Source organism: Herbiconiux moechotypicola (assembly GCF_024979255.1).
In the GTDB taxonomy this organism is placed as follows: Bacteria; Actinomycetota; Actinomycetes; order Actinomycetales; family Microbacteriaceae; genus Herbiconiux; species Herbiconiux moechotypicola.
In genome coordinates this window covers 1-22,059 of record NZ_JANLCN010000008.1, presented here as the reverse complement: position 1 = coordinate 22,059, position 22,059 = coordinate 1, and the positions used below count along the sequence as shown (strand labels likewise).

At 71.2% G+C, this 22,059-nt stretch carries 22 protein-coding genes; 10 read left to right on the top strand and 12 right to left on the bottom strand.

Annotation, left to right across the window (positions count from 1 at the left end; translation table 11 throughout):
• The first annotated feature begins 78 nt into the window (after positions 1-78).
• Positions 79-1,071, top strand: coding sequence for a LacI family DNA-binding transcriptional regulator (locus tag N1031_RS13305; protein ID WP_259480181.1), 993 nt, complete (start codon positions 79-81; stop codon positions 1,069-1,071).
• Between the two features lie 39 nt (positions 1,072-1,110).
• On the opposite strand, the gene N1031_RS13300 is transcribed toward N1031_RS13305, so the two are convergent.
• Positions 1,111-1,371, bottom strand: coding sequence for a hypothetical protein (locus tag N1031_RS13300; protein ID WP_259480180.1), 261 nt, complete (start codon positions 1,369-1,371; stop codon positions 1,111-1,113).
• A 42-nt stretch (positions 1,372-1,413) separates the two neighbouring features.
• The gene (locus tag N1031_RS13295) at positions 1,414-2,289 is read right to left on the bottom strand and encodes a LysR family transcriptional regulator (RefSeq protein WP_259480179.1); all 876 of its coding nucleotides are present in this window, start codon (positions 2,287-2,289) and stop codon (positions 1,414-1,416) included.
• Positions 2,290-2,370: 81 nt separating this feature from the next.
• Between N1031_RS13295 and N1031_RS13290 the strand changes: the two genes are divergently transcribed.
• Positions 2,371-3,690 (top strand): MFS transporter, encoded by a 1,320-nt coding sequence (locus tag N1031_RS13290; protein ID WP_259480178.1) that lies wholly within the window; start codon positions 2,371-2,373, stop codon positions 3,688-3,690.
• Positions 3,691-3,757: 67 nt separating this feature from the next.
• Positions 3,758-4,771, top strand: a complete 1,014-nt coding sequence (locus N1031_RS13285; protein ID WP_259480177.1) for an aldo/keto reductase — start codon at positions 3,758-3,760, stop codon at positions 4,769-4,771.
• A 117-nt stretch (positions 4,772-4,888) separates the two neighbouring features.
• Here the strand turns inward: N1031_RS13285 and N1031_RS13280 are convergent, their stop codons facing one another.
• Positions 4,889-6,181, bottom strand: a complete 1,293-nt coding sequence (locus N1031_RS13280) for an MFS transporter (RefSeq protein ID WP_259480176.1) — start codon at positions 6,179-6,181, stop codon at positions 4,889-4,891.
• A 95-nt stretch (positions 6,182-6,276) separates the two neighbouring features.
• On the opposite strand from N1031_RS13280, the gene N1031_RS13275 reads away from it, so the two are divergent.
• The gene (locus N1031_RS13275) at positions 6,277-7,983 is read left to right on the top strand and encodes a cellulase family glycosylhydrolase (protein ID WP_259480175.1); all 1,707 of its coding nucleotides are present in this window, start codon (positions 6,277-6,279) and stop codon (positions 7,981-7,983) included.
• A gap of 65 nt (positions 7,984-8,048) precedes the next feature.
• Positions 8,049-8,837 carry a siderophore-interacting protein gene (locus N1031_RS13270; RefSeq protein WP_259480174.1) on the top strand — a complete coding sequence of 263 codons (789 nt, stop codon included), beginning with the start codon at positions 8,049-8,051 and terminating at the stop codon, positions 8,835-8,837.
• Positions 8,838-8,847: 10 nt separating this feature from the next.
• Here the strand turns inward: N1031_RS13270 and N1031_RS13265 are convergent, their stop codons facing one another.
• The 5 genes from N1031_RS13265 to N1031_RS13245 all read right to left on the bottom strand — a co-directional run bounded on the left by N1031_RS13265 (position 8,848) and on the right by N1031_RS13245 (position 12,134).
• A complete protein-coding gene (locus N1031_RS13265) occupies positions 8,848-9,081 on the bottom strand; it encodes a hypothetical protein (protein ID WP_259480173.1) in 234 nt (77 codons plus the stop codon).
• 5 nt (positions 9,082-9,086) lie between these two features.
• Entirely contained in the window at positions 9,087-9,419 is a 333-nt protein-coding gene (locus N1031_RS13260) for a DUF7882 family protein (RefSeq protein WP_259480172.1), read from the bottom strand.
• Positions 9,420-9,498: 79 nt separating this feature from the next.
• Positions 9,499-10,416, bottom strand: a complete 918-nt coding sequence (locus N1031_RS13255; protein WP_259480171.1) for a hypothetical protein — start codon at positions 10,414-10,416, stop codon at positions 9,499-9,501.
• The gene (locus tag N1031_RS13250) at positions 10,413-11,414 is read right to left on the bottom strand and encodes a TerC family protein (protein WP_259480170.1); all 1,002 of its coding nucleotides are present in this window, start codon (positions 11,412-11,414) and stop codon (positions 10,413-10,415) included. The genes N1031_RS13255 and N1031_RS13250 overlap by 4 nt, the downstream gene beginning before the upstream one ends.
• A gap of 144 nt (positions 11,415-11,558) precedes the next feature.
• Positions 11,559-12,134 (bottom strand): TetR/AcrR family transcriptional regulator, encoded by a 576-nt coding sequence (locus N1031_RS13245; RefSeq protein WP_259480169.1) that lies wholly within the window; start codon positions 12,132-12,134, stop codon positions 11,559-11,561.
• A gap of 56 nt (positions 12,135-12,190) precedes the next feature.
• Between N1031_RS13245 and N1031_RS13240 the strand changes: the two genes are divergently transcribed.
• The gene (locus tag N1031_RS13240) at positions 12,191-13,294 is read left to right on the top strand and encodes an SDR family NAD(P)-dependent oxidoreductase (RefSeq protein WP_259480168.1); all 1,104 of its coding nucleotides are present in this window, start codon (positions 12,191-12,193) and stop codon (positions 13,292-13,294) included.
• Positions 13,295-13,309: 15 nt separating this feature from the next.
• Here N1031_RS13240 and N1031_RS13235 read toward each other — a convergent pair whose 3' ends face one another.
• The gene (locus tag N1031_RS13235) at positions 13,310-13,663 is read right to left on the bottom strand and encodes a protein-L-isoaspartate carboxylmethyltransferase (RefSeq protein ID WP_259480167.1); all 354 of its coding nucleotides are present in this window, start codon (positions 13,661-13,663) and stop codon (positions 13,310-13,312) included.
• A 153-nt stretch (positions 13,664-13,816) separates the two neighbouring features.
• Here N1031_RS13235 and N1031_RS13230 point away from each other — a divergent pair, with 153 nt between their 5' ends.
• A complete protein-coding gene (locus N1031_RS13230; RefSeq protein ID WP_259480166.1) occupies positions 13,817-14,500 on the top strand; it encodes a 3'-5' exonuclease in 684 nt (227 codons plus the stop codon).
• Here the strand turns inward: N1031_RS13230 and N1031_RS13225 are convergent.
• Positions 14,464-15,990, bottom strand: coding sequence for a cation:dicarboxylate symporter family transporter (locus tag N1031_RS13225; protein ID WP_259480165.1), 1,527 nt, complete (start codon positions 15,988-15,990; stop codon positions 14,464-14,466). The two genes, N1031_RS13230 and N1031_RS13225, sit on opposite strands and share 37 nt — an antisense overlap.
• Before the next feature lie 172 nt (positions 15,991-16,162).
• Here N1031_RS13225 and N1031_RS13220 point away from each other — a divergent pair, with 172 nt between their 5' ends.
• Both N1031_RS13220 and N1031_RS13215 read left to right on the top strand, forming a co-directional pair.
• Complete coding sequence (locus N1031_RS13220) at positions 16,163-17,821, top strand: sensor histidine kinase (RefSeq protein WP_259480164.1); 1,659 nt, start codon at positions 16,163-16,165, stop codon at positions 17,819-17,821.
• Complete coding sequence (locus N1031_RS13215) at positions 17,818-18,513, top strand: response regulator (protein WP_259480163.1); 696 nt, start codon at positions 17,818-17,820, stop codon at positions 18,511-18,513. Before N1031_RS13220 ends, N1031_RS13215 begins: the two co-directional genes overlap by 4 nt.
• Before the next feature lie 41 nt (positions 18,514-18,554).
• Here the strand turns inward: N1031_RS13215 and N1031_RS13210 are convergent, their stop codons facing one another.
• Both N1031_RS13210 and N1031_RS13205 read right to left on the bottom strand, forming a co-directional pair.
• Positions 18,555-20,063 (bottom strand): MDR family MFS transporter, encoded by a 1,509-nt coding sequence (locus N1031_RS13210; protein ID WP_259480162.1) that lies wholly within the window; start codon positions 20,061-20,063, stop codon positions 18,555-18,557.
• A 149-nt stretch (positions 20,064-20,212) separates the two neighbouring features.
• On the bottom strand, positions 20,213-21,424 hold the full coding sequence (locus N1031_RS13205) for an MFS transporter (RefSeq protein WP_259480161.1): 1,212 nt from the start codon (positions 21,422-21,424) through the stop codon (positions 20,213-20,215).
• Positions 21,425-21,505: 81 nt separating this feature from the next.
• Between N1031_RS13205 and N1031_RS13200 the strand changes: the two genes are divergently transcribed.
• The gene (locus N1031_RS13200; protein ID WP_259480160.1) at positions 21,506-21,928 is read left to right on the top strand and encodes a MarR family winged helix-turn-helix transcriptional regulator; all 423 of its coding nucleotides are present in this window, start codon (positions 21,506-21,508) and stop codon (positions 21,926-21,928) included.
• Positions 21,929-22,059: the final 131 nt, after the last annotated feature.

The window sequence follows — 22,059 nt, the reverse complement described above, 5'->3', positions numbered from 1 at the left end:
TAGTTCGACGTTGAACTAAGCACGTGGGAAACCATAGCACAGCTACTATGGTGAAACTCTTCGACGAAGGTGAGGCGCATGGCGCGGGTGCGGATGGCGGATGTGGCCGCCCAGGTGGGGGTCAGCACCAAGACCGTCTCGAACGTCATCAACGGCACCGGCTGGGTCGGCGACACCGTGCGCGCCCAGGTGCTCGCGGCCATCGACGAGCTGGGCTATCGTCCCAACCTGGCGGCCCGGCAGCTGCGCGGCGGATCGAGCGGCTTCCTGGGCTTGTGCGTGCCGAACCTGCGCGAGCCCTACTTCGCCGAGTTCGCCTCCGAGTTCGTCGACGCCGCCCAGGCCCGCGGTCTCACGGTGCTCGTCACGCAGAGCAAGGGCGTGCGCTCGGTGGAGAGCGCCATGCTCGAGGGCGAAGACCTGCCCGCCCTCGACGGTCTCGTGCTGAGCGCTCTGGCGCTCACCCCCGACGACATCGCGGCCCGGCGCAGCACCGTACCGCTCGTGCTCATCGGCGAGCAGGGCGAGTCCCTCGCCTCGGAGACGGTGGCCCACGTCGGGCCCGACAACGCCGCTGCCGCAGAGGCCGCCACCCGATTCCTCCTCGCCGACGGCCGCCGCCGCATCGCCGCCATCGGCCTCCAGCACAGCGCCTTCGACGGCACCGCCCGGGTGCGCTCGGAGGGCTACCGGCGGGCTCTCGCGGCCGCCGGCATCCCGCTCGACCCCGCTCTGCTGGTGGAGGTCGACCGCTACAACCGCGCCGAGGGCTCGAGCGCGGTCGAAGGACTGATCGCCGCCGGCATCGAGTTCGACGGGGTGTTCTGCTTCAACGACACGCTCGCCTTCGGTGCGCTGCACACGCTCGGGATGCACGGCATCTCGGTGCCGGGCCAGGTGCGCGTGGTGGGCTATGACAACATCGAGGAGAGCAAGTACACGATCCCGCCGCTCACCACGGTCGACCCGGGGGTGGCCTCCGCGAGCCCGCTCATCCTCGACCTGCTGGCGGGGCCGGCGAGCCGCCGCCGAGGGCACATCACGGTGCCGTTCGCGCTCATCGAGCGCTGAGCCCGCGCCGGGCGCTGAACCCCCGCCGGGCCCACCTGCTCACGCTTCGGTGTTCTCCCCGCCGAGCTCCCGTGCGAGTTCCTCGGCGCTCAGGCGAGAACCCGCCTCGGGCCGCCGGAACGGCGTGCCGGCGTTGTGCTCCCGGGCACGCTCGGCCGCCTTCTCGGCGTCGGAGTCGGAGACCGCACGCTCGTCGTCGACGTCGGTGTCGTGATCGAGATCGTGGTCGCGCGGGTCGGGCCCGTCGCCCGGCAGCGGCACCGGATCGGGGAACGGCAGAAACGGATCGGAGGTCGACATGCGCGGATTCTCCCACTCGACGGTGTCCAGCGGGTGAACGGCCTACCCGACGGCGACGGAGCGCAGTTCGTCGAGCAACGCGCGGATGTGCGCGCGACGATCGGCGCCGTGACGCGCGGCGAGCGACAGCACCCACGGCGGCATCGGCTCGGCCAGGGGCAGCCGCACGCACTCGCCCGGATCGACCGCATCCGGAACCACGGCCACGCCCAGTCCGGCCGCCACGCAGAGCGGCACGCTCGGCAGGTCGGCGAGTTCGGCGGCGATGTGCCGCACGATGCCGCGCTCGGCGAGCGCTCGATCGAGCTGCACCCGGTTGCCGAACCCCGGCAGCACGTCGACCCAGTCCTCCGCGGCGAGCGCCTCCAGCGACACCGCCGCCGCCCCCGCGAGCCGGTGCCCGGGCGCCAGCAGCACCACGAACTCGTACCGCGCCACCGGCCACGAGTCGAGTTCGGGCGGCGGGGGCACGGCGGTGAACGCGAGGTCGAGCCGCCCGTGCGCGAGGTCGTCGAGCAGTCCGGTCGACCCGGTCGGCGAGGCCATCAGCTGCACGTCGACGAGGGGGTTGCGAGACCGGAACCGGCCGAGCGCCCCCGGGAGGTCGAACACCTGCAGCGCCGAGAACACGCCCACCCGCACCCTGCCTCGAAGCCCGGTGGCCGACTCGGTGGCCACCCTGCGCATCCCGTCGAGGTCGTCGAGCAGCGCGCGGGCCAGCGGCAGCAGCGTCTCGCCGGCCGGGAGCAGCCGCACCGACTTCGAGGTCCGCTCGAAGAGCCGCACTCCCAGGTCGGTCTCGAGGCTGCGCAACCCCGCCGACACGGTCGACTGCGCCGCGAACAGGCGTTCGGATGCACGGGTGACGCTGCGCTCGTCGGCCACGGTCACGAAGTACTCCAGCAATCGGGTCTCCACTCTCGAATCATAGATCAGACCGATTGTTGAGTTCGTTATAATTCGTTGGACTCGATGCACAGGAGAGCGCACACTCGAGTCATGAGCTCATCCGCCACCCGCTCCATCCCGCTCACCTCGGCTTCGGAGACCCCCGCCGCCAACCTCGCGCGCCCCACGCCCATCACCCGCCCGGCCTCGCTGGTCGCCCCCGCCCGCCGCGGCCTGCCGCACCACGCGGGGTTCTGGGTCACCGCGGTCGCCTTCCTGCTCATGATGGCGTTCAACACCGTGCCGACCCCGCTCTACGCGCTCTATCAGGCCCGCGACGGCTTCCCCACCGTGGTCATCACCGTCGTGTTCGCGGCGTACTCCATCGGCGTGATGGTCTCGCTCTACCTCGCGGGCCACCTGAGCGACCGCATCGGCCGTCGCCCTGTCATCCTCGCCTCCGTCGCCATCGAACTCGTCGCGGCGGTGCTCTTCCTGCTCTGGCCCGAGGCCGTCGGCCTCGTGGTGGCCCGCTTCGTCGCCGGCCTCGGCATCGGCATGCTCACCGCCACCGCCACCGCTCACCTCGCCGACCTGCGCCGCATCTCCCACCCCCGTGGCACCCTCGGTTTCGCCGCGACCATCGCGGGCGTGGCGAACATGGGCGGCCTCGCCCTCGGCCCCCTGATCGGCGGGATCGTGGCCGAGTGGGTGCCCGCACCCTTGGTCGCGCCCTACCTCGCCTTCGCGGCGGCATTCGTGGCGATCGGCTTCGCCTACGCCTTCGTGCCCGAAACAGTGACCCGCCCCGTGGTGCGCGAGCCATACCGTCCGCAGCGGGTGCGGGTGCCCGCCGAGTCGCGTGGCCGCTACTGGGCCGCCGGCATCGCGGCTTTCGCGGCCTTCGCCGTCACCGGACTGTTCGGGTCTGTCGCTCCCGTCTTCCTCGCCCAGCTCCTGCACCAGACCGACCACCTGGTCGCCGGGCTCGTGTCGTTCGCCGTGTTCGGCGCCGCGGCAGCGTCGCAGCTCGTGTTCTCCCGGCTGTCGGCCCGCGCCCAGCTGCGGCTCGGTGTCGCGGCGATGGTCGCAGGGCTCGTGCTGCTCGGGGTCTCCGCCCTGGCCGCGACCCTCGCGACGCCCGCCGCCGCCACGCTGTTCGTGCTCGGCGGCGTCACCGCCGGAGCCGGGGTCGGCCTGGTGTTCCGCGGCTCGCTCGTCGCCGCCGGGTCGCTGGCCGCCGAGGGCAGCCGCAGCGAGGTCACCTCGGGCATCTTCCTCCTGGCGTTCGCGGGCATGACCGTCCCGCCGCTGCTCGTCGGGGTCTCCCTGCTCGTGCTCCCCCTGGTGCCGGTGTTCCTCGGCTTCGTCGTGCTGGTGCTCGGCCTCATCGCCTGGGCGGGGCGGCGGATGCTCGCCACCACCGACTGAGGCGGCTCCGGTTCCTGAGGCGGCTCCGGTTCCGGAACAGCGCACCCCGGAGTGGCAGACTCGCCCTGTGACACCGATCGATCCCTCCACGACGCACCCGGGAGCGGGCTCCGAGTCCGGAACCCTCGCCTCGCACCTCGGCCTCGGCCTCGCCGCCCTCGGGCGCCCCGCCTACATCACCACCGGCCGCGCATCCGACCTCGGTCCCGATGCCGACCGCTCGGTCGAGGCCCTGCGCCGCCACGCGCACGAGGTGCTCGACGCGGCCTGGTGGCTCGGCATCCGCTACGTCGATGCCGCCCGCAGCTACGGGCTGGCCGAGCAGTTCCTCGGGAGCTGGCTCGCCGCGCATCCCGGTCGCCGCGACGAGCTCACCATCGGATCGAAGTGGGGCTACGAGTACGTCGGTGACTGGAGCATGTCGGCCGAGGTGCACGAGCGCAAAGAGCACGACACCGCGCTCTTCGATCGCCAGTGGCCCGAGACGCTGGAGGCTCTGGGCGGCCGGCCCGACGTGTACCTCATCCACTCGCTCACGCCCGACAGCCCGGCCCTCACCGACTCCGCTCTGCTCGACCGCCTCCGCGGGCTCACGGCCGAGGGCGTGCGGATCGGTTTCTCCACGAGCGGCCCCTCGCAGGCGGCCGTCATCGACGCCGCTCTCGCGCTCCGCGACTCCCCGTTCTCGGCGGTGCAGAGCACCTGGAACCTACTCGAGCCCTCCGCCGGGTCGGCCCTCGCCCGGGCGAACGACGCCCGCTGGCTGGTCGTCGTGAAGGAGGCCCTCGCCAACGGCCGGCTGACCGAGGCGGGCGCCCTCACCGGCGACGGCCCGGCCGACCCGCACGCGCAGGCCGCCCGCGTGGCTGCCGAGCGCGACAGCCAGACGCTCGAGTCGTTCGCCCTGGGCGCCGCCGTCGCGCAGCCCTGGGCCGACGTGGTGCTCACCGGAGCCGTCACCCGCCGCCAGCTCCGCGAGAACCTCCGCGCCCAGCCACCCGCGCCCGGCGCCGATCTCACGCACCTCGCCGAGCCCGCCGCCGTCTACTGGGCCGCCCGCTCCGCCCGGCCCTGGACCTGAGCCACCGCCCGGCTGACCGGCCGCACCCACCCGAGGCCCTCCGCGCCTGCCGGGCACGTAGGTTCTGCAGAGGATTCCGGGGGTGCAAGCCCATAGTGTCGATGCACCCCCGGAATCCTATGCAGAACCTACGCCGCGAGCCGCCGGCTCCCCGGCCCGCGCCCGCCGGATCGACACACTCACCACCGCCGCCACCACGCACAGCCCCGCCGCCCCGAACCACGCCAGTGTGTACTCCCCCGTCGAGTCGCGCACCACCCCCGCCACGGTGGCCGCGATCGCCGCCCCCACCTGGTGCGCCGCGAACACCCACCCGAACACGACCGGCCCGTCGGGCCCGAACACCTCGCGGCACAGCGCCACCGTCGGCGGCACGGTCGCCACCCAGTCGAGCCCATAGATCACCACGAACACGATGATCGGCGGATGCACCGCCTCCGACAGCAGGAACGGCAGCACCAGCAGCCCCAGCCCGCGCCCCGCGTAGTAGACGGCCAGCAGGATGCGCGGGTTGACCCGATCGGTCAGCCACCCCGAGGCGATGGTCCCCACGATGTCGAACACCCCCACCACCGCGAGCAACCCCGCCGCGGTCGTCTCGGGCATCCCGTGGTCGTGGGCACTCGGGATGAAGTGGGTGCCGACGAGCCCGTTCGTGGTCGCCCCGCAGATGGCGAAGCCCGCCACGAGGGCCCAGAAGGTGCGCTTCTTCGCCGCCCGCGCGAGCGTGCCGAGCGCGATGCGGGCCGGGTTGCCCGTGCGCGGGGCCGGCGGGCTCCAGTCGGCGGGTGCGCCGTAGGGCGTGATGCCCAGCTCGGCCGGCCGGTTTCGCAGCCAGATGAGCACGAGCGGCACCACCGCGAAGGCCCCGAGCGCCACGAGCAGCGACGCGGCGCGCCAGCCGTCGCGCTCGACCAACAGTGCGATGAACGGCAAGAACGCGAGCTGCCCCGTGGCGCTGCCCGCCGTGAGCACGCCCACCACCAGCCCCCGGCTCCGCACGAACCACTGGTCGGCGACCGTCGCGGCGAACACCAGCGCCATCGACCCCGTGCCGAGGCCGATCATCACGCCCCAGGTGAGCACGAGCATCCACGGCGCCGTCGCGAACACGCTCACGGCCGCACCCGCCGCGACCAGCAGCAGCGCCGCCGTGGTGACCGCGCGCATCCCGAACCGCGCCATGAGAGCCGCGGCGAACGGCGCCGTGAGCCCGAACAGCAGCAGATTCACGGTGACGGCGAGGGAGAGCTCGGTGCGCGACCAGCCGAACTCCTCCTGGAGCGGCAGCATGAGCACGCTGGGCGCCGCGCGGAACCCGGCCGCGCCCACCAGCGCGAGGAAGGCGACGGCCGCGACGATCCAGGCGGGATGCAGGTGCCGGGTGCGCAGGGAGGGCGGGGTGGCCATCTGTCGAGTATCGCTTACGATGGGGGTACCGCCGCGCTCAGCACCTCGGCCGGCGGTGACGATCTTTTGGGGATGTCGTTCGGGTCGGAGGTCTCATGAACGTGTGGTCTGTCTGGCGCCGCCGCCTGGTCGCGGTGGGTGCCGCCACGGTACTCGCCGTGGGTGCCCTCGTCGTGCCCGCCGCGCCGGCCGCCGCCGCGACCCTCCCCGGCTGGCTCACCACGAGCGGCTCGAGCCTGAAGACCGCCTCCGGCAGCACCTACGTCATCAAAGCGGCGGCGTGGTTCGGCATGGAGACCAGCAACTGCGCGCCGCACGGGCTGTGGTCGATCTCGCTCGACCAGGGGCTCGCGAGCATCGCGTCGATGGGGTTCAATACCATCCGCCTGCCGTTCTCGAACGAGTGCCTCGAGCAGGCCAGGCCCAGCTCCATCAACGAGCAGGTCAATCCGGGCCTCGGCTCGCTCACCGTGCTGCAGCTGCTCGACAAGGTCATCACCTCGGCGAAGGGATACGGGCTCAACGTCATCCTCGACCGGCACCGCCCCGATTCCGGGGCCCAGTCCGAGCTCTGGTACACCTCGCGCTACAGCGAGGCGAAGTGGATCGCCGACTGGAAGATGCTCGCGAACCGCTACAAGAACCAGTCGTCGGTGATCGGGTTCGATCTGCACAACGAACCCCACGGCAACGCCTGCTGGGGCTGCGGCGACAGCGCACGCGACTGGCAGGCCGCAGCGACCAGGGCGGGCAACGCCGTGCTCGCCGTGAACCCGAAGCTGCTCATCGTGGTGGAGGGGGTGGAACGTCAGCCCGACGGCAGCTCTACCTGGTGGGGCGGCGGCCTCTCGGGTGTCGCGACGAAACCGGTGAAGCTCTCGGTCGCCAACCGCGTCGTGTATTCGCCACACGACTACCCCTCGACGGTCTACAACCAGAGCTGGTTCCAGGCCTCGAACTACCCCGCGAACCTGCCCGGCGTGTGGGAGAAGAACTGGGGATTCATCGCCACGAAGAAGATCGCACCCGTGCTGCTCGGCGAGTTCGGCACGAAGTACGAGACCGCCAGCGACAAGGCCTGGCTCGCGAAACTCGTGGAGTACCTCGGGTCGAAGAAGATCAGCTACGCCTACTGGTCGTTCAACCCCAACAGCGGCGACACCGGTGGGCTCGTCAAAGACGACTGGACGACGAAGCAGACGGCCAAGCTGACGGCCCTCAAGCCCATCCTGGGCTCCGGCAGCGTCGTGACGCCCACACCGACGGCTGCCCCCAAGCCGACGGCGACCCCCAAGCCGACCGCCACCGCCACCCCCAAACCCACCACCACCCCCAAACCCACCGCCACCGCGACACCCAAACCCACCACCACCGCGACACCCAAACCCACCACCACCCCCAAGCCGACTGCCACGGCCACCCCGAAACCCAGCACCACCCCGACCCCCACACCCAAACCCACGGCGACCCCCACACCCACCACCACCCCGAAACCCACCACCCCCGCCATCACCGCGAAGTGGATGCTCCAGAGCGCCTGGGGCGAGGGCTACGTGGCCGACGTCGAGATCACCCCGAGCTCCATCGTCTCGGGCTGGACAGTGAGCTGGAAGGACAGTTCCGTCACCGGCGTCGTCAACTCGTGGGGCGTGACCTGCACGGTGAAGGCGAAGACCTCCATCACCTGCACCGGCTCCGACTGGGCCGCAGCGCCCGCGCCGGGTCAGACGGTCCGCGTCGGCCTCCAGGTGGCCTCGACGAAGGCTCCCAGTTCCCCCACGGTCACGACCACCGCGAAGTGACTCCCGGCTCCGCACCGCCCGAGCCAGGGTAGGCTAACCTCATCGCGCCCGAGCGAGAGGACACTGTGCCCACCACCCACCTCACCGTCACCGAGACCCTCTGGCTGACCCCGGTCATCCGTCGTGTCCGCTTTCGCAGCGACGACCTCTCGGCCTTCGCCGAGAGCCGCTTCACCGACCGCTACGTGAAGCTCGTCTTCCCCAAACCGGGCGTGCAGCTGCCCGAGCCTCTCGACGTGCGCGCCCTGCGCGGGGTGCTCCCGCCCGAGCAGATGCCGGATGTGCGCACCTACACCGCGCTGCACCCCGACGTCGAGGCGGGAACGCTCGACATCGACTTCGTCATCCACGGCGACTCCGGCGTGGCAGGCCCCTGGGCCGCTGCGGCCGCGCCGGGTGACACCATCCTCGTCAACGGCCCGGGCGGCGCCTATCGCCCCGACCCCGACGCCGACTGGCACCTGCTCGCCGGCGACGAGTCGGCCGTGCCCGCCATCTCCGCCGCACTCGAGGCGCTCCCCCGCGATGCCGTCGCGCACGTGATCCTCCTCGTCGCCGAGCCCGGCGCGGAGCCTCCCCTCGACCTGCCGGCCGGCGCGACCGTTCAGCACCTCTACGGGCACGACTCGCTCGAGGCCGCCGTTCGGGCGCTCGACTGGCCCGTTGGCCGGGTGCACGCCTTCGTGCACGGGGAGGCGCAGGAAGTGATGCATGGCATCAGGCCCTACCTGCTCAAGGAGCGCGGTCTCGAACGCGGCCAGGTGTCGATCTCCGGGTACTGGCGCGAAGGCCGCACCGAAGAGGGCTTCCGAGCCTGGAAGTCCGAGCTGGCGAAGGCCGAATCAGCCGGCTGAGCCCGCCGTCTCAGGCGGGGTCGTGCGTGAACTCGGGCCCCTGCCGTTCCTCGTCCACGGCGATGAGCGCGATGCTCACGCCGGGCGCGAGCAGAAGCCGCGCGGGCTGGTATTGCCCTTCGCCCGCGTTCACGTGCAGCCACGCGGGGTGACCGGATGCGATCCCCGCGTCGATCTCCGACTGGATGTCGTCGACACCACGACCTCCGATCGAATAGTCGCTGCCGCCGTACTTGATGTTCACCCGCATCATTCGACTCCTCCGTGGGATCCGTTCTCGCCGGCCTGCCGGGGCTCGGGGATGATCTGGAGGCCGTGCGTGGAGTTCGCGGCCTGCATGAGCGACTCGACCCAAGCGCGGTTGATGGCGGGCTGGCGGCTGCCGTAGAACTTGAACGACAGCGGGATGGTCGGATGCAGCCACACCGAGGTACGCCCGTCACCGGCCGCGGGGTCGTCCTTCCAGGAGAAGAAGAACGCCTCCCCCCGCCGGAGCTTCGCGGCGATGACCAGCTGCAGGTGCGCGAGGACGCGGTCCTCGAACTCCACCGACATGGTCGAGTCGTACGTCAGCTTTCCCATCGGCCGCCTTTCTCGCTCGGTGACAGTCTTCCACGGTGCGGATCCGCCCGCCCGTGCAGTCACACCCGAGCCGTGCCGCTCAGCGGCCGAACAGGTCGTCGAGCCCGGGCAGACCGAAGCCCGAACCGAGCCCGCCTATCTGCTCACCGAGGCCCGAGACCTGCTCCCCCAGTCCCGACACGGTCTCGCCCGCTCCGGCGGCGAGCTCGTCGACCCCGGCCAGTCCTTCGAGCCCGATCCCGCTCGCGATCGACTCCACGTCGATGCCCGAGGCCAGCGCGTCGAAGTCGACCCCGAGTCCCACGGCCTGCTCGAGCAGCGGGCCCGCCACCGAACTCACGATCGCGCCGCCCGCAACCGCGGCCAGAGCGCCACCCGCGAGCAGCCCGGCCCCCGCGGCCGCACCCCCCACCGCGGCCGCCCGGCCGAAGCCTCCCGACCGTTCCCCACCGTCGCGCCCGCGTCCCACTCGCGCGAGCAGCCCGCGCAGCCGACCGGGCTCGGCGGCCTCGGTGCGCGCCGCCGCGCGGGCGAGGTCGCCGGGCGACGACGAGCGCGGCTGCTCCCGCTCGGGGAGCTCCTCGTACATGCGGTTCTCGATCTCCTGCCGCTGCTCGGGCGTGAGCCGCGCGAACGCCTCCCGGTGCACCTGCTCGATCTGCTGGGGATCCGCCGTCTGCAGCAGGTAGTCGTAGCGGGCGATCGCCGCACGGTCCGCCTGGCTCAGTGTCCCGGCACCGGCGCCGGCCCCCGCACTACGAGCACCGCCCGCATCCGGAGCCCGGCCCGCATCAGGCTCGGCACCTGCGTCCCGCGAGGCCCCGGACCCGCGCCCGGCACCCGCATCCCGCCCGTCGCCCGTGAGCGCATCCGCCGCGTTCCGCACCAGGTCGCGCCAGTCGCCCTGCCCCGACCCGCCGCGTGCGGCGCCCTGCTTCGACGCCGCGCCGTCGAGCGCCTTCTGCGCCAGGCCGAACAGCTTCGAGAATCCGCTCATCGTCCGTGTCCTTCCGTCGTGAGCGACTCCGATCTGCGGTCGCCCCTGGTCTTCAGCAGGCTCGCCGTGGTGGCGACCGCGATCGTGGCCCCGATGAACACGAGCGAGAACCAGATCGGGATCTCGGGCACCCACTCCACGTGCTCGCCCCCGTTGATGAAGGGAAGTTCGTTCACGTGCAGCGCGTGGAACACGAGCTTCACGCCGATGAACGCGAGGATGACCGCCAGCCCCTGCGAGAGGTACACCAGCCGCTCCAGCAGCCCCCCGATGAGGAAGAACAGCTGACGCAGCCCCATCAGCGCGAAGGCGTTGGCGGTGAACACGATGTAGGCCTCGTTGGTGAGCCCGTAGATCGCCGGGATGGAGTCGACCGCGAACACGAGGTCGATGAATCCGATCGCGATGATCGTGAGCAGCATCGGCGTGACGAAGCGCCGACTGTTCTTCTTCACGGTGAGCCGGTCTTCGTGGTACTCGTCGGTCACGGGGAGGTGCCGCCGCACGAAGCGCATGAACCGTCCGTCGGCCGGGTTCGTCTCGTGGTCGCCGAACGCCTGACGCCAGGCCAGGAACAGAAGCAGCGCGCCGAAGAGGTAGAACACCCACGACAGGTTCTCGATGAGCGTCGCCCCCACCGCGATGAACCCGCCGCGCAGGATGAGCGCGATGACGATGCCGATCATCAGCACCTTCTGCTGGTAAGCCTTGGGCACCGCGAAGCCCGTCATCACCAGCAGGAACACGAAGAGGTTGTCGATCGACAGCGCCTTCTCGGTGAGGTACCCGGCGAAGTACTCGCCCCCGTAGGTCCAGCCCGAGGTCATGCCGATGCCCACGCCGAACAGCAGCGCGAGGCCGATGTAGAAGGCCGACCACCGCGCCGACTCACCGATGGTGGGCTCGTGCGGCTTCCGCACATGGGCGAAGAACTCGTAGACGAAGAAGGCGATCGTCACCAGGATGGTGATGATCCACACCAGAGGCGTGATGTTCACGGGGGTACTCCAAGGGGTCGGCGGACATGTCGCCAAGGTCTCCTCCGCCCGATCGCGTGAGCGATGCGGACCGGCGACCCGAGATGCATCAGCGCATCTGTATTGACGGATCGACCGCAGGCGGGAGTACTCCCCTTGTGACCGCTACTCTACCATCCCCGCTCCATGCACGGTGACGGCGAAGGATGCGGGGAACAGCGCCCAAGCGCGTTCCGCCACCGAACGCCGGTCCTGCTCTGGTGTGCGAGACACGATCGCGGCCAGCATCGAGATGGCCAGCAGCACGTCGGCGGAGTCGACCTCGGCGCCGATGCGCCCACGGTCCCGCTCCACGGCGACGACCTCGTCGACGAGTGCAGCCACCCGTTCCCCCAGCACCCTCACTCGCTCGTCATCGGCCGAGTTCATCGTCAGCTCGATCAGCGCGGTCGACACGATCGCCTGCTCGATGACGAGCTCGATCAGGCCGCCGAGACTCGACCGCTTGGACCGCGCAAACGCCTCGAGCTCGCCGATGTTCTCGTCGAACACCGCGACAGCCAGCGACACCCGGTCGGGGAAGTGCCGGTAGAGACTGCCCTGCCCCACCCCGGCGCGCCGCGCAACCGCGTTGAGGGGCGCGTCGTAGCCCGACTCGGCGAACACGGTGCGGGCGGCGCTGATGAGCGCCCGCCGGTTCGCAGGACCGGCGACCGGTCCTCTGTTGGTCTTCGCAGGCATGGGAGGTAGCCTACTAGCGGACACAGTTGTCCGGTTGCCCCCTGAAAGGAACCATCATGGCCTCAGCACCCGCGCCACTCTCCGGCGACTCCTCCATCAAGACCTGGCTCGAGCATCCCGTGGGCGGCCCGGTGCTGCGTGAGCTGCTCGCCCAGGGAGGCCAGAGCCCCGACGTGCTGCGGCCGGTGCAGCGCTTGGCCCTGAAGCGCCTGGTCAAGCTCAGCAAGGGCGCTTTCAGCCAGGAGACGATCGACGAACTGGTCGCGAAGGTCGCCGCTGGAGGTGTGGCCGACGCGGCGACGGCACCGGATGCGCGGGGCGGCGACTCCACGCCGGCCGAGGCTGCGGCCGGCGCCTCCGACGACGCGGTCTCCCCCACGTCCGCCCCGGCACCCGTCGAGTGGACCGAGCGGCTCGACCGCGGCCGCTTCGACGGAAAGACCGTCATCGTCACGGGCGCCGGATCGGGCATCGGTCGCGCCACCGCCTCGCGCGTGGTGCGCGAGGGCGGCCGGGTGGTCGCCGTCGACATCTCGCAGGAGCGGCTCGACGAGTTCGCCGAGGCGCTGCCGGGCTCCGACATCGTCGTCGTCGCCGCCGACATCACCGACGACGCGGCGATCGCCCGGATCGTCGAGGCCGCCGGCGGCCGGATCGACGCCCTGGCGAACGTGGCGGGCATCATGGACGACATGACGCCGATCGGCGAGGTGACGGATGCGGTGTGGAACCGGGTCTTCGCCATCAACGTGGGCGGCACCATGAAGCTCACCCGCGCCGTGGTGCCCGTCATGCTCGCGCAGGGCGGCGGCTCGATCGTCAACGTGGCCTCCGAGGCGGCGCTCCGGGGCTCGGCTGCGGGCGTGGCCTACACCGCGTCGAAGCACGCGGTGGCCGGGCTCACGAAGTCGAGCGCGTTCATGTACGGCCCGAGCGGCATCCGCGTGAACGCGGTCGCCCCGGGACCGACCATCACGAACATCGAGGCCACCTTCGCCTCGGAGCTGGGTGCGGAGCGCGTGCGGGCGGCTCTCACGATCCTGCCCGATGCGGCCGAGGCCGACGCGCTGGCCGCCTCCATCACCTTCCTGCTGAGCGACGACGGAGTCAACGTCAACGGCGTGATCCTGCCCTCCGACGGCGGCTGGTCGGCCACCTGACGCCGGGGTGACGGCTCAGCCGCGCTCCGCGGCGGCCTGCGCGTCGAGGTGCTGCTGCGAGCGCCCCTCGAGGTAGGTGCAGAGCGCCGCCGTGGCGACGAGCTCGGCGGCGAGGTCGAGCACTCCCTGCGGGTCGAGCGAGAGCTCGTCGGCGCGCGCGCCGAACACGACCTCCCAGTGCGGGTCGCCCGGGGCTACCGGCTGCATGTAGACCTCGGTGGTGGCCTTCTCGAGCCGTACCACCACGAGACCGGTGTCCGCCCCGTCCGACCCGTCCTGCCGCAGCACCTCGAACGCGGCGGCGTCGGTGTGGTCGGCCGCGTAGTCGGCGATCCAGCGCTCCAGGGTCTCCTTGCTGCGGAACGGCATCGTCATCTCCTCCGGTCGGTTCGCTGCTCGCGTGTCGTGCACGTCGAGCTTGGCACATCCGCACGGGTTCGCGCATCACGAGTCGCTGTCGGTGGCCCGGCCTAGTGTCGGCGACGACAGCCTCCGCTCCGTCCCGCTCCCGAATCGAGTCCCATGTCACCCCTCGGCTTCGCCACCATCGACTTCGAGACCACGGGGCTGTCCTCCTCCGACCGGGTGGTCGAGCTCGCCGTGGTGCACTCCGATCCCGACGGCACCGTCACCGGCCGATGGGACACCCTGGTCGACCCCCAGCGCCCGCCCGGCCCCACCCACATCCACCGCATCACCTCGTCCGCGCTCCGGGGTGCGCCGCTCTTCGGCGACGTCGCGCCCGGTCTCCTGGCCCGCCTGTCGGGTCGAGTGGTGGTGGCCCACAACGCCGGCTTCGACCTCCGGTTCCTCCATCAGGAGCTCGCCCGCATCGGGTACCCGCCCGCATCCGGGATCGTGTCGTTGTGCACCGCGCGGCTCTCCCGCCAGTTCCTCCCCACCGGCCGCCGCTCGCTCGCCGCGCTCTGCGAGGTGTTCGCCATCGAGCTCACCGACGCTCATCGCGCCCTCTCCGACGCGGTGGCCACAGCCGAGCTGCTCGCGGCCTTCATCGCCCACTCCCCCAGCCGGGCGGGGTGGGCACAGCTTCTGCAGCGCGCCGCCTCACGGCGTCTCGCCCCAGCGCCGGGCACGGCGGGCGGCGAGACGCCGTGGCGACCTCGGCCTGACGGCCGGGGCGGTCAGAGCGGCCCGGGCGTTCAGGGCGTTCAGCCGTCCCGCCCGCTCAGACCCGCCTTCGCCTGATCACGGTCACGGTCCCCGCCCCCGGCACCGGCGCCGGCGCCGGCACGCTCCCCCTCGCGGTGGTCCCACTCCCCCACGATCGCCGCGATCGCGGCGGTCGACGGCCGGCTCTCCCGTTCCACCTCCGCCGTCTCGTCGGCTCCGAGGTGGTCGTCCACGCTCATCGTCGACTCGTCGAAGGGCCGCTCGCCGGCGAGCACCGCCTTGAGCTGCTCACGGTCGAGCTCACGGGTCCAGGTGCCCACGAGCAGGGTGGCCACCGCGTTCCCGGTGAAGTTGGTCAGCGCCCGCGCCTCCGACATGAACCGGTCGATGCCCACGATCACGCCCACGCCGTCGACGAGGTCGGGCCGGTGCGCCTGCAGTCCGCCGGCCAGGGTCGCGAGACCGGCACCGGTCACCCCGGCCGCCCCCTTCGAGGCGATCATCATGAACAGCAGCAGCGAGATCTGTTCGCCGAGCGCGAGCGGCGTGCCCATCGCGCTGGCGATGAACAGCGAGGCCATGGTGAGGTAGATCGCGGTGCCGTCGAGGTTGAACGAGTAGCCGGTGGGGATCGTGATTCCGGCCACCGGCTTCGACACCCCGGCGTGCTCCATCTTCGCGATGAGCCGCGGCAGCACCACCTCGCTCGACGAGGTGGACACGATGAGCAGGTACTCGCGGGCGAGGTACTTCGTCAGGCGGAAGATGTTCACCCGGGTCACGAACCAGAGCAGTCCTCCCAGCACCACCGCGATGAACAGGGCACAGGTGATGTAGAAGGCGAGCATGAGCGTGCCGAGCCCGATGATGGCCGCGAAGCCCGTGTTGCCCACCACGGCGGCGATGGCGCCGAACGCGCCGATCGGCGCCACCCACATGATCATGGCCAGGATGCGGAACACGAGTGCCTGGATCTGCCGGATGGCCCCCAGGATCGGGGTGCCCTTCGCCCCCATCCGCTGCAGCGCGAAGCCCACGAGCAGGGCCACGAAGAGCACCTGCAGGATGTTCCCGGCCGTGAGCGACGACAGCAGCGTGGTGGGGATGATGCCGACGAGGAACTCGGTCGTGGTCGCCGCCTCGCCGCTCCCGCTCGGTTCGTAGCCCGTCGATCCGATGTCGAGCCCCGCACCGGGATGGATGAGGTTGCCCACCACGAGACCGATGCCGAGCGCGAAGGTCGACATGACGATGAAGTAGAGCAGGGCGAGCCCGCCCACCTTGCCCACGGTCGCGGCCTTCGCGATCGAACCGACGCCGAGCACGATGGTGCAGAAGATGATCGGCGCGATCATCATCTTGATCAGCGCGACGAACGCGTCGCCGAGCGGTTTGAGCGTCACCGCGAACTCGGGTGCGGCGAGGCCGAGAACCGCGCCCGCGAGCACCGCGACGATCACCGAGATGTACAGGTAGTGCGATCGATCGAGCCGGCGGCGCCGTGCGCCGCCGTTCGGGCGGCTCGCGCCGCCCGTCTTCTCACCTGTGACTGTCCGGAGCGCCATTGCTTCCTCCTCCTCGAGTGGTGTCACGTCCCGCGATCGGGTCGTGCCCGACAGCCTCCCTTCTCGCCATCGCGAGCGCGCGTTGTGGTCGTAGTGGTCGCGGCCGGGCTGGCGCCGATCGCCCCGCGCGCGCCTACAGTGGGAGCACGTCCGACGCAGCGAGGAGCCGGGAATGATCCGCCGATGGAGCATCGCGAGCACGCTCTTCGTGCTGCAGCTCGGTCTGGTGCTGGCCCTCACCGCCGCGGCGGTGGGGCTGAGCTGGGCGGATGCGCGGGCCGACGTCGAGCGCGACGCCGCCGACCGCTCGCTCGCGGTGGCCGAGACCCTCGCCCACGACCCGTTCGTGATCGACGGCGTCTCCGCATCCGACCCCAGCGCGCTGCTTCAGCCCTATGCCGTCGCGGTGATGGACTCGACGGGGATCGACTTCATTACCATCATGTCGCCCGACCGGGTGCGGTTCACGCACCGCGACCCGAGCCAGATCGGCGCCCTGTTCCTCGGCACCATCGACCGCGCGCTCGCGGGCGAGTCGTTCACGGAGACCTACACCGGCACGCTCGGGCCCTCGGTGCGCGCGGTCGTGCCCGTGATCGGCGACTCGAGCGAGGTGACCGGCCTCGTGTCGGCGGGCATCACGGTGTCGGCCACGCAGGTGGCGCTGGCGCCGCGCATCGGCACCCTGCTCGCGGCCGCCGGCCTCGCGGTGCTGGTGGGGGCGGTGGCCTCGTGGGCGCTCAGCCTGCGCCTGCGCCGCGTCACCCGTGGGCGCGGGGCCGAGGAGATGAGCCGCATGTTCGACTACTACGAGGGCGTGCTCCACGCGATCGGCGAGGGTCTGGTGCTCCAGGACTCCCAGCGCAGGATCGTGCTGAGCAACGACCGCGCAGACGAGCTGCTCGCCCTGGGCAGCCCGGCGGCACGCGTCCCCCGGGGCCGCCATGACCCCCTCCCGCTGGCCGAGCTCGGGCTCGACCCCGCGCTCGAGGCGCTCCTCGCCAACGACTCGGTGCTGGTCGACGAGATCATCATCACCCCCGCGCACGTGCTCGTCGTCGACCGTGATCGCGTGGTGACCCCGCGGTCCGGTCAGGGCAGCGGCCCCGTCGGCACGGTCACCACCCTGCGCGACCACACCCGACTCCAGGAGCTCACCGGCGAGATCGCGGCGCTCGGCACCCTCTCGGATGCGCTGCGCTCGCAGGCGCACGAGTACGCGAACCGGCTGCACACCATCATCGCGCTGGTCGAGCTCGGCCGCACCGAGGAGGCGACCCGGCTGGCGACTTCGCAGCTCGACCTCAGCCAGCGGCTCGCCGACCGCATCCTCACGGCCGTCGACGAACCGGTTCTGCTCGCGCTCCTCCTCGGCAAGTCGGCCCAGGCCGCCGAGCGCGGGGTGGCGCTGCACCTCGACATCGTGGATCGCGTGGAGATCGGTGCGCTCCCGGCTCAGGAGCTCATCACGATCCTCGGCAACCTCCTCGACAACGCCCTCGACGCCGTCGCCGGGCGCTCCGACGCCGCCGCGCGGGTGGCCCTCCGTCAGGAGCGCTCCGAGCACCACCTCGACGAGTTCGTGCTCACCGTGAGCGACAACGGCACCGGGCCACGAGCCGAGCTCACCGGGGCGATGTTCGCGCTCGGCACGAGCACCAAGACGACGCCCGGGCACGGCATCGGGCTGGCGCTCGTGCGCCAGGCGGTGGCGCGCCTGCACGGGAGCATCGCCGTGAACGGTTCAGCCTTCACGGTGCGACTGCCCCGGAGGGCTGACGTCGACGGCGCGGGAGCGCAGCCGGAAGCCCAGCCCGAGGCGGCATCGTGACAGTGCCGATCAGGGTTCTCGTCGTCGAGGACGACCCCCTCACGGCAGAGGCGCACTGCGCGTATCTCGAGCGCATGCCCGGATTTCAGGTCGCGGGAGTCGCGGGCACCGGATCGACGGCGCTCCGCATCCTGCGCGACGCCACCCGCATCGATCTCGTGCTGCTCGACGTCACCCTGCCCGACACCACCGGCATCGAGCTGGTGCGGGCGCTCCGCTCGGCCGGCATCGAGACCGACGTCATCGCGGTGACGGCCGTGCGCGAGGCCGGGGTGGTGCGATCTGCCGTGTCGCTCGGCATCGTGCAGTACCTCATCAAGCCGTTCACGTTCCGCGCCTTCGCCGAGCGGCTCGAGGCGTACCGCGACTTCCGGGCACGCCTGTCGGCCGCCGAGGTCACCGATCAGCACGAGGTCGACTCCACCCTCGCGCTGCTCCGGAGGGACCGGAACGCCGCACTCCCCAAGGGCCTCTCGGTCGACACCCTGGAGGCGTCGCGGCGGACTCTGCGCGAGGCCTCCCCCTCGGCGCTCTCTGCGAGCGAACTCGCCGAGCGTCTCGGGCTCTCCCGCGTCACCGCCCGGCGCTACCTCGAGCACCTCGCCGAGCAGGGCCTGGCCGAGCGCGGAGCACGGCACGGCTCCCCGGGCCGCCCCGAGATGGAGTACCGCGCCGCACGCTCAGCCCCCTAGCACGAGCGCCTGGGCGTCGAAACCGATCCCCCCGCTCGCGCTCAGTGCCCGATCGGCACGCCCTCCGCCGCGCTCCCGGCCTCGTCGTCGAGCATCCGCTCGTCGCCCTCCGAGAGAGCGGGCTTGCGGATGAAGAACGCGGCCAGCACGCCGAACAGCGAGATGATCGCTCCGCACAGGAAGGCGGCCTGGATGCCGCCCGCGGCCGCGGACAGCGGTGCCACGCCGGCGGCGGCGTTCGACGCGGTGACGCTCGCCATGACGGCGATGAACAGTGCGGTGCCCGAGGCGCCCGCCAGCTGCTGAACCGTGCCGATGATGGCGGAGCCGTGCGAGTACAGCTGCGGCCGGAGCGACCCGAGCGCCGAGGTGAACAGCGGCGTGAACATGAACGCGAGCCCGGCGCTCAGCGCCACGTGCGCGGCGAGCACCCACCACACCGAGGTGTTCTCGTTCACCAGGGTGAGCCCCCAGAGTACGCCGCTCACCACGATCGCCCCCGGGATGAGGAGCGGGCGGGCGCCGACGCGGTCGTACAGCCGGCCCACCACGGGCGCGAGAGCACCCATCACGAGCCCGCCCGGCAGCAGCAGCAGGCCGGTGGAGAGCGCATCGAGCTGCAGCACGTCCTGCAGGAAGAACGGAAGCACGATGACCGTGCCGAACAGCGCCATCATGCTGATCGCCATCATCACGATGGCCACCGCGAACACCGGTGAACGGAAGGTGCGCAGGTCGAGCAGCGCCTTGTCCGAGCGCTGCAGCGAGAGCTGCCGCCACACGAAGGCGGCCAGCGCCACCAGCCCGACGCCGAGGGGCAGCCAACTCGACAGCGGATCGGCCCCGCCCGCACCGAGGTTGCTCAACCCGTACACCAAACCACCGAACCCGAACGCGGAGAGCACGATCGAGAACACGTCGATCGGGGCCGGGCGCGGCTCGGTCACGTTCTGCACCTTGAGGAACCCGAGCACGAGTGCCCCGATGGCGATGGGCAGCACCAGGATGAACATCCACCGCCACGAGAGCGTGCTGAGGATGAGTCCCGAAATGGTGGGCCCGAGGGCGGGGGCGACCGAGATGACGATGGAGATGTTGCCCATGGTGCGGCCACGGGTCGCGGGCGGCACCAGCGTCATCACCGTGGTCATGAGCAGCGGCATCATGATGGCGGTGCCGCTGGCCTGCACCACGCGCCCCACGAGCAGCACCTCGAAGCCCGGCGCAGCCGCGGCGATGAGCGTGCCCAGGCTGAACAGCGACATCGCGGCGATGAAGATGGGCCGGGTGTGGAAGCGCTGCAGGAGGAACCCCGTGATGGGGATCACCACGGCCATCGTCAGCATGAACGCCGTCGAGAGCCACTGGGCCGCGACCTCGGTGATGCCGAGGTCGGTCACCAGGTGCGGGATCGCGACGCCCATGATCGTCTCGTTGAGGATCACGACGAACGCCGACACGAGCAGCAGATTGATGACGAGCTTGTTGCGGCGGTCGAGCGTGGAGGCGGAGGTGTCCGAGGCGGTGGCTTCGGCTGTACGTTCGGTCACAGAGTGGTCCCGTCGAAGTCGTGGAGGTGGAGGTGGGAGTCTTCAGAGGTGAAGCCTCCGGCGACCGGGGATATTCCGGATGCGCGGAGCGCCGTCCCGAATCCGGCGCGATCGGAATGTGAACAGCGTACACATTCTAGCGCCATCCCTCACTCCGACGCAGCCCGCCCCCTCAGCCCGGTGACCACCACCAGGGCGGCGACCGCGCACATCCCGCCGATCGCTCCTAGCACCCACCACCAGCCGGCGTGGTCGTACACGACCCCGATCACCCAGCCGAAGAACGCCGTGCCGCCCAGCCAGGCGAGCTGGTAGAGCGCCGTCGACTGCGCCCGGCCCACTCGCGCCCAGCGCCCGCTGAGCCCACTGGCCACCGGATGCGCAGTGAAGCATCCGACGGTGAACACCACGAGCCCCACCACGGCGACCGCGAGCTGGTCGACCGCGAGAAGACCCAGACCGAGCACCATGATCGCGAGGCCCGCGAGCATCACCGGCACCACCCCGAACCTCCGTGTCAGCGCACCGGACCCCCGGCTCGCAACGGTACCCGCGAGGTAGGAGACGAACAACAGGCTCACGAGCGTTTCGGGCACGCCGAAGGGCGGCTCGGTGACGTGGAACCCGAGGTAGTTGTAGACCGCGCCGAACGATCCCATCACGAGGAAGCCGACGACGTAGAGGCTCACCATCGAGGGGTCCCGCAGGTTCGACCACACCCGCACCGCGAACGTGGGAGCGCCGACACCGTCCCCACCGACGCGGGCGCCGAAGCCGCGCGATCGGGGAACCACCAGGAGGAACACCGCCGCCGACAACGCCGAGAGCGCTGCGACGACGAGCATCCCCTCACGCCAGCCGGCCAGCTCAGCCATGGGCCCCGCGGTCACCCGCCCCACGATGCCGCCCAGGGTGTTGCCCGCCACGTAGGTGCCGGCGGCCACACCGACCCAGTCGACGTGAAGCTCTTCTGCCAGGTAGGCCACCGCGACCGCCGGCACCGCGCCGAGCGCCAACCCCACGAGCCCGCGAACCGTCAGCACACCGCCGAACCCCGGAGCCAGCGGCGCGAGGAGCGAGAGCACCGTCGCGGCGACCAACGACACTTTCATGGCGCGTACCCGCCCCAGCCGATCGGCCACCCACGACCACGGCAGCACCGACACCGCGAGACCAACCGTCGTCACTGACACCAGGAGCGCCGCGGTCGACGCTGGAGCCCCCAGATCGTCGCGCACGACCGGAAGCACCGCTTGGGCTCCGAAGATCTGCGCGAAGGTCGCGAAGCCCGCCGCGAAGAGCGCGACCACGATCCTGCGGTAGCCCCGGTCACCACGAACGAACCCAGGCCACGACTCCACCTCCCGATTCTCCCACCGCGTCGCGGCCCGATCGTTCAGGGGTGTGTAAGACTCGACCTCAACCATCTGGAGGAACACACCATGCCCCTCGAATCCGATCGCGCCGAACTCGCGGCACGCCTCGCCTTCGCGCTGGGACGGTTCAACCGGCGCATCCGCGCAGCCAGCGAGCTCACCCCCGGGCAGATCTCCGCACTCTCGACCATCGTCACCGGCGGCCCGATCAGACCGGGCGATCTCGCGCGCGCCGAACGCGTGGCCGCACCGACCGTCACACGCCTCCTGGCCGACCTCGAGAGCCGCGCCCTGGTGGCTCGCCAGCCCGATCCCGACGACGGGCGCTCGTTCTTCATCCTGTCCACCCCGGCGGGTGTCGACGCCATCCTGCGGGCACGGGCCGAGCGGGCCGCACGTGTGCTCGCCATCTTCGACGAGCTCGAGCCGGCCCAGGTCGAGCAGATCGCCGCCGCCATGGATGCCCTCGAGAGCGCAGCCGACGGGTGACCAGACGGCTCGCAGCTTGAACTCGCGGGTTAAACAAGAAAAGCCAGCCCGAAGGCTGGCTTTTCTCGAAAGAAGTCCGGCGGTGTCCTACTCTCCCACAAGGTCCCCCTTGCAGTACCATCGGCGCTGAG